General features: G+C 64.6%; 12 protein-coding genes. 9 read left to right on the top strand and 3 right to left on the bottom strand.

Features of this window, described 5'->3' with window-relative positions:
• Positions 1-53 precede the first annotated feature (53 nt).
• From BMW89_RS26830 to BMW89_RS26820, 3 genes are all read left to right on the top strand, one after another.
• A complete protein-coding gene (locus tag BMW89_RS26830) occupies positions 54-749 on the top strand; it encodes a hypothetical protein (protein ID WP_092030605.1) in 696 nt (231 codons plus the stop codon).
• 154 nt (positions 750-903) lie between these two features.
• Complete coding sequence (locus BMW89_RS26825; protein ID WP_092030603.1) at positions 904-3,567, top strand: bifunctional diguanylate cyclase/phosphodiesterase; 2,664 nt, start codon at positions 904-906, stop codon at positions 3,565-3,567.
• A gap of 52 nt (positions 3,568-3,619) precedes the next feature.
• Positions 3,620-3,880: a hypothetical protein gene (locus tag BMW89_RS26820; RefSeq protein ID WP_177196335.1), complete on the top strand. Its 261-nt coding sequence runs from the start codon at positions 3,620-3,622 to the stop codon at positions 3,878-3,880.
• Between the two features lie 3 nt (positions 3,881-3,883).
• Here the strand turns inward: BMW89_RS26820 and BMW89_RS26815 are convergent, their stop codons facing one another.
• The gene (locus tag BMW89_RS26815; RefSeq protein WP_092030599.1) at positions 3,884-4,771 is read right to left on the bottom strand and encodes a LysR family transcriptional regulator; all 888 of its coding nucleotides are present in this window, start codon (positions 4,769-4,771) and stop codon (positions 3,884-3,886) included.
• A 102-nt stretch (positions 4,772-4,873) separates the two neighbouring features.
• Between BMW89_RS26815 and BMW89_RS26810 the strand changes: the two genes are divergently transcribed.
• The 3 genes from BMW89_RS26810 to BMW89_RS26800 all read left to right on the top strand — a co-directional run bounded on the left by BMW89_RS26810 (position 4,874) and on the right by BMW89_RS26800 (position 8,243).
• Positions 4,874-5,743, top strand: coding sequence for an SDR family oxidoreductase (locus tag BMW89_RS26810; protein WP_092030597.1), 870 nt, complete (start codon positions 4,874-4,876; stop codon positions 5,741-5,743).
• Between the two features lie 30 nt (positions 5,744-5,773).
• On the top strand, positions 5,774-6,448 hold the full coding sequence (locus BMW89_RS26805; RefSeq protein WP_092030595.1) for an NAD(P)-dependent oxidoreductase: 675 nt from the start codon (positions 5,774-5,776) through the stop codon (positions 6,446-6,448).
• A gap of 100 nt (positions 6,449-6,548) precedes the next feature.
• Positions 6,549-8,243, top strand: coding sequence for a GMC family oxidoreductase (locus BMW89_RS26800; protein ID WP_092030592.1), 1,695 nt, complete (start codon positions 6,549-6,551; stop codon positions 8,241-8,243).
• A gap of 121 nt (positions 8,244-8,364) precedes the next feature.
• On the opposite strand, the gene BMW89_RS38585 is transcribed toward BMW89_RS26800, so the two are convergent.
• Complete coding sequence (locus BMW89_RS38585; protein ID WP_283805334.1) at positions 8,365-8,487, bottom strand: hypothetical protein; 123 nt, start codon at positions 8,485-8,487, stop codon at positions 8,365-8,367.
• Between the two features lie 279 nt (positions 8,488-8,766).
• On the opposite strand from BMW89_RS38585, the gene BMW89_RS38075 reads away from it, so the two are divergent.
• The 3 genes from BMW89_RS38075 to BMW89_RS26785 all read left to right on the top strand — a co-directional run bounded on the left by BMW89_RS38075 (position 8,767) and on the right by BMW89_RS26785 (position 11,431).
• Positions 8,767-8,904 carry a hypothetical protein gene (locus BMW89_RS38075; RefSeq protein WP_177196334.1) on the top strand — a complete coding sequence of 46 codons (138 nt, stop codon included), beginning with the start codon at positions 8,767-8,769 and terminating at the stop codon, positions 8,902-8,904.
• 174 nt (positions 8,905-9,078) lie between these two features.
• Complete coding sequence (locus BMW89_RS26790) at positions 9,079-10,194, top strand: lactonase family protein (protein ID WP_092030587.1); 1,116 nt, start codon at positions 9,079-9,081, stop codon at positions 10,192-10,194.
• 349 nt (positions 10,195-10,543) lie between these two features.
• Positions 10,544-11,431 carry an efflux RND transporter periplasmic adaptor subunit gene (locus BMW89_RS26785; protein ID WP_092030584.1) on the top strand — a complete coding sequence of 296 codons (888 nt, stop codon included), beginning with the start codon at positions 10,544-10,546 and terminating at the stop codon, positions 11,429-11,431.
• A gap of 162 nt (positions 11,432-11,593) precedes the next feature.
• Here BMW89_RS26785 and BMW89_RS26780 read toward each other — a convergent pair whose 3' ends face one another.
• Complete coding sequence (locus BMW89_RS26780) at positions 11,594-12,442, bottom strand: caspase family protein (protein WP_092030582.1); 849 nt, start codon at positions 12,440-12,442, stop codon at positions 11,594-11,596.
• Positions 12,443-12,556: the final 114 nt, after the last annotated feature.

Below are 12,556 nucleotides of genomic sequence, written 5' to 3'. Positions count from 1 at the left end.
GCCGGAGTCAAACGAGCGAGGCCGTAACGCGGCATTTTTTGAGGATTTTTCCCGTGAACGCATTTTGCCGCGCCGCGCCATCGCTGGCGCTTGCTTTGACGCTGGCCGCCGCCCCCGCACTCGCCGCCTCCGGCCCGCCGCCGGGGTTCGCCCTCACCGACAATGCCGATCTCGCCTTCACCTCGCCCGACGGCGCCACCAGGCTCGAGCAGTACATGAAGGACGGCGGGGATTTCGACGTCAAATGGCAGGTCTGGGCCCGGCACGGCGAGCAGATGACGGAACTGAAGCCCGAGCAGGGCTATGGCGCCGGCTTCCGCTTCAGCAACGATTCGCAATGGCTGGTGCGGATGCAGAAGACCGGCTCCGGCGAGCAGGATCTCTTTCTCTACCATGTCGAGAACGGCGCCTTCGTGAATGCGACGAAGAAGTCGCTGAGCGATCTCGCCTGGGATTATTTCTACGCCCGGCCGGAGACGAAGCATTTCGCCAAGCTCGACTATCACATCACGGCCAATCTCATGAAGGGCACGGAAGAGGGCTATCGCTGGCTCGGCGTGGATTGGCCCGACAACCGCTACCTCTTGATCTCGCTCGGTGGCGCATTCGACAAGCACCCGAAGAACGTCGCCGTGAAAGGACTGGGCGGCTGGCAATGCCGCTATGACCTCAAGACCGGCAAGTTCGATGTGCCCAAGATGTTCGCCAAGGGAAATGCGGAAGCGCTGAACTGGGAGATCAAGCGGTAAGGGTCGCTTCGTAGCGCGGGCACGGCGCGCGACAAGCGCCTTGGCCCTCCCTGCGGGAACCCCCTGATTCCGCTCTGATTCATATTTTCCTAACCCTCAATGGTAACTGGCTCTTGTCGGTTTTGCTGCATCTTGCATCCCACGGGAGGGCTGGATGGGCGCATCGATCCGATGGACCGCGCGACTACGCGCGCTGCTCCGCCGTTGGCGCGGGGCGCCGCTGACGTGGCTGATCGTCGGCGGCTTCGTGCTGATGCTTGCGACCGCCATCGGCACCGCGCTCACCGTCGACCGCTTCCGGCAGAATGCGATCGAAAGCGGCCGCGACAGCCTTGAAAACTCCGTCCGCCTGCTGGCCCGCCATTTCGACCGCGAATTCGCAGACTTTGCGGTGCTCCAGAAGAGCGTGATCGCGGAGCTCGAAAGCCACGGCATCACCTCCGCCGATATCTTCCGCAGCGAGATGGGCACCCTTGCGATGCATGAGGTGCTGCGCGCAAAGGCCAGCGGCTGGTCCGACGTTGCCGGCGCCAATGTGTTCGACGCTGGCGGCATGCTGATCAACTCGTCGCGGCGCTGGCCGGTCGCCGACATCGTGGTCGCCGACCGCGGCTATTTCAACCGACTCAGGAACGATCCGGCCGCGCAGGAAGAGATCGAGGTCGTGCCCGGCCGGTTCGGCAACGGGTCGGCGATCGTGTTCGCACGGCGCATCTCCGGCCCGCACGGCGAATTTCTCGGGATCGTCTCGCGCGCGATCACGCCGGAGCAGCTCGAATCCTTCTTCGCCTCGGCCGGGCTCGGCGAGGAATCCTCGATCGCGATGCATCACCAGAACGGCCAGCTGCTCGCGCGCGTCCCGCATGTCGATGACATGATCGGGCAGAATTTTCGCGAGGGCACGCCGGACCAGATGGCGGTGTTCGAGCGCACCTTCGTCACGACCAAGCTCACGAGCCCGATCGACGGCAAGGACCGCATCGTCGCCTCGCGCCTTCTCACCGGCGAGCCGCTGGTCGTGGTCGCGACCAAGTCGCTGGACGCAACGCTCGCCACCTGGCGCACGCAAACCAGGTTCTTCGTCACCGTCGCCGTGTTGTCGATCGGCCTGTTGGTGCTGACGCTGTTTCTGATCTTCCGCCAGGTGACGAGGCGCGTCTCGCTGGAGAAGCAGCGGCTCGACACCGCCTTGAACACGATGACGCAAGGCCTGTTGATGTTCGACCAGGACGAGCGGCTCATCGTCTGCAACCGCCGCTACATCGACATGTACCGGCTGTCGGCCGAATTGGTGAAGCCCGGCGCCTATTTCCGCGACGTGATCCAGCACCGCCATGACACCGGCTCGTTCGAGGGCGACGTCGATGCCTATTGCGACGGTATTTTGGGCACTGTCGGACAGACGCACAGCGCGATCGTCGAGACCGCCGACGGCCGCCTGATCGAGATCAAGAACCAGCCCGGCGCCGCCGGCGGCTGGCTCGCCACCCATAACGACGTCACCGAACGCATCCGCGCCGACGAACGCATCGCGCATATGGCGCATTACGACGCGCTGACCGACCTGCCCAACCGCGTGCTGATGCGCGGCCATCTGGAGCGCCGCGTCGCGGAGCTCGCCCAGGGCAAGCCGTTCGCGATCCTCTATATCGACGTCGACGAATTCAAGGGCGTCAACGATTCGCTCGGCCACGAGGTCGGCGACGAACTGCTCCGCCAGGTCGCCAACCGCCTGCGCGCCTGCGTCAGCGGCAACGATCTCGTCGCGCGGTTAGGCGGCGACGAATTCGCCATCATCAAGGCCGGCACAAAAGACCAGGCCGAGCTGGCGGCACTCGCCGACACGATCCTCAACGTGCTGCGCACGCCGGTGAACTGCAAGGATCAGGAAATCCAGACCGATGCCAGCATCGGCATCGCGATCGCGCCCGACCACGGCGACAATCTCGACGAGCTGCTCAAGCGCGCTGATCTTGCAATGTATGCGGCGAAATCGGAAGGCCGCGGCACCTTCCGCATCTTCGTGCCCGAATACGACGCCAAGGCCGGGCTGCGCCGCCAGCTCGAGCTCGATCTGCGGCAGGCGCTCGCGCGCGGCGAGTTCGAGGTGCATTACCAGCCGCTGGTCGACCTCGCGGCCAACGTCGTGAACGGCTGCGAGGCGCTGCTGCGCTGGCACCATCCCGAGCGCGGCATGGTCTCGCCCGCGGACTTCATTCCGGTCGCGGAAGACACCGGATTGATCGGCGAGATCGGCGAATGGGTCCTGAGGCAGGCCTGCACCGAGGCCGCCAGTTGGCCAGGCGATATCCACATCGCCGTCAACGTCTCGCCGGTGCAGTTCCGCTCCCGGACGCTGGCGCTGAAGGTCGCCGCCGCGCTCGCGGAATCAGGCCTTGCGCCCGGCCGGCTCGAGCTCGAAATCACCGAAACCGTGCTGATCCGCGACGACGAGGAAGCGCTGACGATCCTCCAGCAGCTGCGCGAGCTCGGCGTGCGCATCGCGCTCGACGATTTCGGCACCGGCTATTCGTCGCTGAGCTATCTGCACCGCTTCCCGTTCGACAAGATCAAGATCGACCGCAGCTTCATCAGCGACATCGGCCAGTCCGAGGATTCTTCGCCTATTGTCCAAGCCGTGGTGCACATGGCCGCCGCCCGCCACATGGCGACGACCGCCGAAGGTGTCGAGACAGAAGCCCAGCGCGAGGTGCTGCAAAAGCTCGGATGCAGCCAGATGCAGGGCTGGCTGTTCAGCCCGGCGGTGCCGGCGGCGAAGCTGAAGCTTTTGCTGGCGAAGCAGGCGGAAGCGGCCTGAGACTTTTTCCTCCGCGCCTTGCATTCGCGCGGGCGTTCCATATCTCCTTCGCATGATGAAGCTCACACTCGTCCAGGACCAGGCCATCCAGGCGCTCGTAGCGGGCGCCGTCGGCGCCGAGGCATTCGATCGCGTCTTCGCCGGCATCCGTTTCGACGAAATCGAGAGCACAATGCTCTACGCCTTCGCCAGGAACGAGGACGTCGCCTCCGACATCGAGGACAGCTATTCGCCTCTCATCGCCACAGTCGCATCGCGGGTGTTGGGCAAGCAGGTCGACGTCGTCGTCGTGATGCCGAAGGTCCTGCAATAGGACTCAGTCGATAAACGACGCAAGTTCCTCGGGTGTCCCTGCGGGAAACGCTTCCTTCAGAAAGTCGAGGAACGCGGATACGCGCGCACTCAGCAGCCGACGCGACGGATAGAGCGTCCAGAGAGCGATCTCGGGTCCGTCGACATTACCCCAGTGCACGAGCTTGCCGGCAGCGAGGTCACGGCTCACCAGCGAGACAGGAAGCCGCGCGGCACCGACACCGGCGCGCACCGCATCGCGGACCATGATGAGCGATGACAGGCGAAGCACCGGCTCGACCGTGATCCGTGAGCTTCCGTTTGACGCCACCACATCCCAAGCGGTCAGATCACTCGCTCCGCGCACCACGGCCGGTACGGCGCCATCGTCCGTCGGACGATCCAGGCTCGGGCTCGCCACCACCACCACCCGATCGCGTAGAAAGATTCGTCCGACAAGACTTTCGTCAGGATCCGGATTGACGCGGATCACCAGATCATGGCCCTCCTCGATCATGTTGACGGCGCGATCTTCCGTCGTGACCTCGAGGCGGACCTCCGGATATTTCAGCGCGAATGCTGCGGCGAGTTTTCCCATCGCGGCCTGTGAGAACAGAAGCGGCGCGCTGATCCGCAGCCGGCCGCGCGGACTGTCTCCGCCGGATGCGATCGCGGCTGCCGTCTCGTCGAGCTCGGCGAGCAACGCCCCAGTCCGCTCGTGGAGCGCCCGCCCTTCCTGGGTGAGCTTCAATATGCGCGTTCCGCGCTCGAACAGACGCAGATCGAGGCTGCTCTCCAGTTCGGAGACCCGGCGAGACAACGTCGCTTTTGGACGGCCGGTGGCTCGCGCGGCCCGTCCAAAGCCGCCGTGACGGGCGACCAGATTAAAATCGGCCAGCGCAAGCAAATCCATTTGTTCCACCAGTGAGACAGACTGTCCAAATATAGCGGCTATCGACCTGAATGTGGATCACTAGCTTGGGGGTGTCTTCCAACCCCAACCGGAGTGATCCCCATGACCATCCTCGTTACCGGTGCCACCGGCACTGTCGGCCGCAGCGTCGTCGAGCAGCTCGTCAAGCGCGGCGCCGACGTCCGCGCCCTCGTCCGCGATCCCGCGAAGGCCAGCTTCCCGGCTAGCGTGACCGCCGTGAAGGGCGACCTGCTCGATGTCGAGTCGATGCGCAGCGCACTCTCGGGTGTTTCGACCCTGTTCCTGCTCAACGCCGTGGTGCCGGATGAATTCACTCAGGCGCTGATCGCGCTGAACCTGGCGCGCGAGGCCGGCATCGAGCGGATCGTGTACCTGTCGGTGATCCACAGCGATGTCTACGTGAACGTGCCGCACTTCGCCGGCAAGTACGGTGTCGAGCGGATGATCGAGCAGATGGGCCTCAACGCCACGATCCTGCGCCCCGCATATTTCATGAACAACGAGATCACGATCAGGGACGTGGTGACCGGATACGGCATCTACCCGATGCCGATCGGCAGCAAGGGCCTCGCGATGATCGACGCGCGCGACATCGGCGAGGTCGCCGCCATCGAGCTGATCCGTCGTGAGAGGTCTGCCGTGCCGCTTCCGCGCGACCGGATCAATCTTGTCGGTCCCGATACGCTGACCGGCGCAAAGGCCGCCGCCATCTGGTCGGAGGTGCTGGGCCGCACCATCGCCTATCCCGGCGACGACACCGCCGGCTTCGAGAACAACCTCAGACAGTTCATGCCGGGCTGGATGGCCTTCGACATGCGGCTGATGAGCGAGCGCTTTCTCACCGACGGAATGCTCCCCGAGACCGGCGACGTCGAGCGGCTGACGTCACTGCTGGGCCGTCCCTTGCGCTCCTATCGCGACTTCGTCGCCGAGATCACAGCCTCCTCCTGAACCAGACAACGACAATCAGGGAATACGACCATGATCGACACTGACGCCAAGACTTCCCCCTCCAAGACTTCCCCTTCGAAGATTCTGGTGCTCGGAGCGACCGGCGGCACCGGGCGTCTGATCGTCAGCCAGGCTCTGGCGCGCGGACATCAGGTCACCGCGCTGGTGCGGTCAGCCGCGAAGGCGAGCGATCTGAAAGGCGCCAGGCTGATCGTCGGAGACGTCCGCGACGAGAGTGCGTTGCGCGAAGCCCTCAAGGGACAGGACGCCGTCGTCAGCGCGCTCGGCACGCCGGCAAGCCCATTCCGCGAGGTGACGCTGCTCTCGACCGCGACGCGCGCGCTGGTCGACGCGATGAAGGCCAAGCACGTCTCGCGCCTGTTGTGCATCACGGGGATGGGCGCCGGCGAAAGCGCCGGGCATGGCGGCTTTCTCTTCGACAGACTGATATTCCCGCTTCTGTTGCGCAAGGTCTACGCCGACAAGGACCGGCAGGAAGCCATCGTCAGGGACAGCGGGCTCGACTGGGTTCTCGTTCGCCCCGCCGTCCTGAATGACAAGCCCGGCCGCGATGCGATCCGCTCGCTTACGGAGCTCTCCAACTTTCATGGCGGCACGATATCGCGCGCGGACGTTGCGGCGTTCGTGCTGGATCAACTGCGGACCGATGCCTGGCTGCATCGTTCTCCGTTGATCACATGGTGACAGAAATCTGCGTATCAGCCGATGCAGTGATCCACGCGGCGTGACCTCGCGATCAAACCACGCTACCCTCTTGGGACAAGAACAAGAGGAAACGCCAATCGTGTACGACTTCATTATCGTGGGCGGCGGCTCGGCGGGGTCCGTGCTGGCCCACCGGCTCTCCGCCAAGAGTGCCAACAAGGTCCTGCTCTGCGAAGCCGGTCAGGACACGCCACCCGGCAACGAGCCGGCCGAAATTCGAGACAGCTATCCGGGCACGGCCTATTTCGATCCGCGCTTCCACTGGACCGAGCTGAAGGTCACGACGCAGGTCGTCAGCCACAACAATCCGAACGAAGCGCGGCCGCCTTTACGCAAATACGAGCAGGCGCGCGTGCTGGGCGGCGGCTCGTCGATCAACGGCCAGATGGCCAACCGCGGCGCACCGACCGATTACGACGAATGGGATGCGCGCGGCGCCGAGGGGTGGACCTGGAACGACGTGCTGCCGTTCTTCAAGAAGGTCGAGCGCGACCTCGATTTTGACGGCCCCTATCACGGCAAGGACGGCCGAATTCCGGTGCGCAGAATTCCAAGGGAGCACTGGACGCGGCATTCGCAGGCCTTCGCCGACGCCTTTCAGCAGGCCGGCCATCCATTCGTAGCCGACCAGAACGGCGAGTTCGTCGACGGCTATTTCCCGGTGACGCACTCCAACCAGGCCGAGCAACGCGTCTCGGCCGCGATGGGCTATCTCGATCGCGACACGCGCAAGCGCGCCAATCTGACGATCTCCACCGGCACGCAGGTGAGAGAGCTGCTGTTCGAAGGCACCCAATGCGTCGGCGTGAAGGCGGTCGTCGACGGACGGGAGCAGGAATTCCGCGGCCGCGAGATCATTCTCTCCTCGGGCGCGATCCATTCGCCGGCGCATCTGCTGCGTGCCGGCATCGGCCCGGTCGGCCACCTCAAGGATCTCGGGATTCCCGTCCTGATGGGCTTGCCGGGCGTCGGCCAGCGCCTGATGGATCATCCCTCGATTTCGCTGTCGTCATTTGTTCGCCGCGGCGCGCGCATGAACGAGCATACCAGGCGCCACATGCAACTGGGCCTTCGTTATTCGTCCGGGCTCGCGGGCGTGCCGAAGGGCGACATGTTCGTCGTTCTGCTCAGCAAATCGGCCTGGCACGCGGTCGGCGAGCAAATCGGCTCGCTGCTGACCTTCGTCAACAAGACCTATTCGGAGACCGGACAGGTCAAGCTTGCCTCGCGCGATCCCTCGGCCGAGCCGATCGTCGAGTTCAATCTGCTGTCCGACCGGCGTGATCTCGATCGCCTGATGAGCGGCTTCCGCAAAATGGCGGCGGTGCAGATGAGCGACGTGGTCAAGGCGGTGACGGACAAGCCGTTTCCGGCCGCCTATACCGACAAGGTCCGCAAGATCGGCGTGGTCAACACCAGGAACAGGATCTTGACCAAGATCGCCGCGACGCTGATGGACGGTCCGGCGGCGCTGCGCCACTACATGATCGATAATTTCGTCGTCGAAGGTTTCACCTTCGACCAGGTGATCAACGACGACGAGGCGCTGGAAGCGTTCGTGCGCAATGCGACGATCGGCGTCTGGCACGCCTCCTGCTCATGCCGCATGGGCCTGGCCAGCGATCCGATGGCGGTGGTCGACAACCAGGGACGCGTCAAGGGCATCCAGGGCCTGCGCGTCGTCGACGCCTCGATCTTCCCGGTGGTGCCCTGCGCCAACACCAATTTTCCGGTGCTGATGACGGCGGAGAAGATCGCAGCCGCGATGCAGTGAGCGAGCCCGGCAGGACGAGGCCCGGAAACGGAGGCGAATCCAAACCGGACCTCGGACCGCGGGCTTCGCCGTGAAGGCGGACCCAACGATCGAGCGGCAACGCCTCTATGAGGTCAAAAGTTCACATCAGCCGCTTGGCGGCACGCACTTCGACGAACTCGGCGTCGGGATGCGTGACGATGGTGGCGAACATGATGCCGCTGATGATGAGCGACCAGGCGGTGTTCCAACAAATCCAAAACACGTGTCAGCCTCCGTTTCGGTGTCCACCCGCAAGACGGGGATAACGGCGGAAGAAGGCTTGCCGTTCCCGAACGATCCTGTGGCCGGCGCCTACGGCTTGGGCAGGCGAAGCGCAACGCTAGTAAAGTTAGTCGGCAAGACCTTGCGATCGGTTTAACCGGTGTGGCGCTTTGCCACGACATCCCCGGTCCGCGACACCCCAGGCTGTGAACGAGTTCATAGGGTCGTCGCCGGTTGCAGTGCAGGATGGCTCGAACCTTCGACCGACGGATTTGGCCTGATGCGGAAACGGCTCGTCGCCTGGACCATTTTGACCTCGGCGCTGCTCGCAGTTGCGGTGTGGACCGTGCTCGGGCCGCCCGACCATCCCGCCGGCCCGCATCTGCCCTCCCGCGACCTGACGGCGGCTGTGCGGTAGATTCTTGCTTTGACGCGTTTTCTTCACGCGAACCGGTATCCACTTCGCTCGAAAACGCTTTTGGACCGATACAATTTCAGCATCGATCGATCTCAATTGGAATTTGGTGCGGTGACGCGCCTGCCGCTATCCTACCCGGCAAAACAACAACGCCGCACATCCCAGGAGGAGCCCATGTTGAGACCGACCAGCCGCATCGCGTCCCGCGCTGCGATCGCCACCACCCTCACTTTTCTCACCCTCATTTCGGGAGTCCGCGCCGGCATGGCCGAGACCTTCGCCTATGTCGGCAACGCCGACAGCAACGACATCAGCGTGTTCAAGCTGGCCGAGAGCGGCGAGATGACCCCGGTGCAGACGGCTGCTTTCACGGGCGTCGAAAAACCGGGATCCTCGACCCCGCTCGCGATCACGCCCGACCACCGCGTGCTGATTGCCGGCGTGCGCTCGCAGCCGTTCCTCGCGGTCAGCTTCGCGATCGATCCCAAGACCGGCCAGCTCAGCCCTGTCGGCAGCGGGCCGCTCGCCGACAGCATGGCCAACATCGCCACCGACCGCGGCGGCAAGGTGCTGTTCAGCGCCTCCTATGGCGGCAACAAGGTCGCGCTGAATCCGCTTCAGGCCAACGGCGTCGTGGCCGAGCCGAAGCAGGTGATCCCGACCGGGCTGAACGCGCACGCCTTCCTGCCTTCTCCCGACAACCGCTTTGTGTTCGCAACCAATCTCGGCTCCGACCAGGTGCTGGCCTTCGCCTTCGACGCCACGGCGGGCACGCTGACGCCGAGCGATCCGCCCTTGTTCAAGACGCCGGAGAAATCCGGGCCGCGGCACTTCGTGTTCCACCCCAACGGCAAGTTCGTCTACCTCATCCACGAGCTGAACGCCGACGTCGCGGCCTACAGCTATGAAGCCAAGAGCGGGGCCTGGACCGAGATCCAGCGCACCACCGCGTTGCCTGAGGGATTCAACGGAAAACCCTGGGCCGCCGACATCCACATCACCCCGGACGGCCGCTTCCTCTACGCCTCCGAGCGCACCACCAACACGCTCACCGCCTACAAGGTCGACGCGACGAGCGGCAAGCTGACCACGATCGGCAGCGTGCCGACCGAGAAGCAGCCGCGCGGCTTCAACATCGATCCCTCCGGCCGCTACCTCGCCGCGGTCGGCGAGCTCTCCGACGGCATGACGATCTATGCCATCGACCAGAGCAGCGGCGCACTCGCCAAGCTGAAATCCTATCCCACCGGCAAGAAGCCGAATTGGGTGGAGTTTTTGAGCTTGCAGTGAAGGCTCTTACCCTCCCTTGGATGAACAGTGCAGGAGCCTGCCGTGCGAGCGGGGCCAGCATGGTTCGAGACGCCCGCTTTGGCGGGCTCCTCACCATGAGGGTCTGATATTTCGCCGCGAAACACGACGTCATCCTGAGGGCCCGCCGGAGGCGGGCGTCTCGAAGGATGGCCGCAGGGGTGGCTGCCAGCAGCGAACCTTACCCCCTCTCCCAAAGACTAATTCAACAGGCGGCATCGCGCCGCCTGTGCTGCGGCATTCTCATCCGGCCGGATCTCGATCGGCTCTTGGCCCACCGCTAGCGCTTCTGCTATCGATGAGGCCGTCAGGGCCCCAACCGGAATGACCGATGCGTCCATTGCCTGCGCCTTCCATTTCCCGAAAATTCGTTGCGCTCGCCGGATTGCTGCTGCTGTCCGCCCCGCTCGCGCGCGCAGCCGAAGACGACGCGCCGAAGGGGCCGGCGGTCACCGTGCTGAAAGTCGCAAAATCCTGCTTCTCCGACATCGTCGAGGCCACCGGCACGATCATCGCGCGCGAGGAGACCTCGGTGCGGCCGGAGCGTCCCGGCCTGAAGGTCACGGAGGTGCTGGCGGAGGCGGGCGAGACCACCACGGCCGGCCAGGTGCTGGCGCGGCTGGCGCTGCCCGAAGGTGGCACGCTTCAAGTAACGGCGCCCGTTGCGGGTGTGATCGCGACATCGACCGCGCAGATCGGCAACCTCGCCTCGGCCAAGGGCGAGGCGCTGTTCACGATCGTGGCGCGCAGCGAATATGATCTCGTCGGCCTGGTCGCGACCAGCGATATCCGCAGACTCGCGGTCGCCCAGCAGGCGACCGTGCGCATTGCCGGCGCCGGCGATCTCGACGGCAAGGTGCGCCGCATCGGCCCGACCGTCGAACCGAACATCCAGCAGGGCATGGTCTATATCGGCATCTCCTCGCAGAAGCGGCTGCTGCTGAACGCGAGCGGACGTGCGCTGATCAAGACCGGCCAGAGCTGCAATGTCGCAGTCCCCCTCACCGCCGTGCAATATTCATCCGCCGGCACCGTAGTGCAGGTGATCCGCCGCAACCGCGTCGAGACCAAGCGCGTCGAGGTCGGATTGATGTCGGGCGGCAATATCGAGGTCCGCGACGGCCTCAACGAAGGCGACGTCGTCGTCGCCCGCGCCGGCGCGCTGCTGCGCGAAGGCGATCCCGTGCGCCCGGCGATGGCCGCGGAAGCTGCGAAGTAAGTCGCTTGTCCCGGACGCGCTGCAGCGTGCAACGCTGCTGCGCAGAGCCGGGACCCATTTGTCCGCAAGCGACAGGCTAAAAAGAATGGGCCTCGGCTCAGCGTCGCATCATTGCATGATGCGCCGCGTCCGGGGCACGAGACGTCGCAAACCCTCGATAGCCTAACCGCCGGCCTGGTCGAAATTCACGTCTTCGAGCAATGACGACGACACGCTCGGGATCTGGTCGCCTTCGGAGGCGCGGGAGATGGCGACGCGGGTCTTGTTGAAGACGCTCTCGGCGCTGCCCTGCGCATTGATGTTGCCGAGCAGCTCGCTGACCAGCACGCTGTGCTCGCCCTTGCCGTCATCGACGACCTTGCCGGGCGAGGCCGAGGAGAGGATCAGCGCGTTATCGGGCGTGCCGATCGGCGCGAGACCGTGGCTGTAGGACCGGAAGCGGCGCTCATAGGGGTTACGGCGGGACGCATCGACGACGACGAGCTTGGCCTTGGCGCCCTGCTCCTTCATCATGCCGAGCACGCCCTCGATGGAGACGCCCTGGCGGCGGACGTCGCTTTCCTTCCAGATCGCAGCATCGACCGGCAGCATGTAGCTCTCGCGGCCGGCCTGCACGCCGTAGCCGCCGAAGAACAGCATGACGACGGTGTCGCGCTTGATCCGGGACTTCAGGCGGTTGACGGCGCGGACCATGTCGTCCTTGGTCGCGTCTTCCACCATGTCGACATCAAAACCGTTCTTGCGCAGGGTCGAGGACAGCGCACGGGCGTCGTTGATCGACTGCGTCAGCGGCGCGGTGGCGTCGGGATAATGTCCATTACCGATGACGAGGGCGAGCCGCGAGGTCTGGCCGATCGAACCGGTGACCTGGTCGGTCGTAACAGCCTTGGCGGCATCGAGCGCGCGCATGTTGAGGGCAGCATGGGCACCGATCACGAGCGAGACCGTGCCGATGAGGGCTGCGGCCACCGCGATCGTGCGTCGGGAAATGTCGAGCTGCGTTACATTCATCTCGCTTCATTCCTGTCAGTGCCAAAGACCATTCAAGCGCGCGCACACAGTTTGAGTAGCGCGATAGCGTCTTCAGGTTTGAGGGATTGGCCGGGGATGTGCCCCCGAACTGCG

Source organism: Bradyrhizobium sp. OK095 (assembly GCF_900109945.1).
Lineage (GTDB): Bacteria > Pseudomonadota > Alphaproteobacteria > Rhizobiales > Xanthobacteraceae > Bradyrhizobium.
This window is presented reverse-complemented; position numbering and strand designations above follow the sequence as displayed.

Coding starts and splice junctions, on each gene's coding strand:
- BMW89_RS26785 (WP_092030584.1), top strand. CDS start 10,544: ATGCGTCCATTGCCTGCGCCTTCCATTTCCCGAAAATTCGTTGCGCTC.
- BMW89_RS26790 (WP_092030587.1), top strand. CDS start 9,079: ATGTTGAGACCGACCAGCCGCATCGCGTCCCGCGCTGCGATCGCCACC.
- BMW89_RS26825 (WP_092030603.1), top strand. CDS start 904: ATGGGCGCATCGATCCGATGGACCGCGCGACTACGCGCGCTGCTCCGC.
- BMW89_RS26780 (WP_092030582.1), bottom strand. CDS start 12,442: ATGAATGTAACGCAGCTCGACATTTCCCGACGCACGATCGCGGTGGCC.
- BMW89_RS38075 (WP_177196334.1), top strand. CDS start 8,767: ATGCGGAAACGGCTCGTCGCCTGGACCATTTTGACCTCGGCGCTGCTC.
- BMW89_RS26805 (WP_092030595.1), top strand. CDS start 5,774: ATGATCGACACTGACGCCAAGACTTCCCCCTCCAAGACTTCCCCTTCG.
- BMW89_RS26810 (WP_092030597.1), top strand. CDS start 4,874: ATGACCATCCTCGTTACCGGTGCCACCGGCACTGTCGGCCGCAGCGTC.
- BMW89_RS26815 (WP_092030599.1), bottom strand. CDS start 4,771: ATGGATTTGCTTGCGCTGGCCGATTTTAATCTGGTCGCCCGTCACGGC.
- BMW89_RS26820 (WP_177196335.1), top strand. CDS start 3,620: ATGATGAAGCTCACACTCGTCCAGGACCAGGCCATCCAGGCGCTCGTA.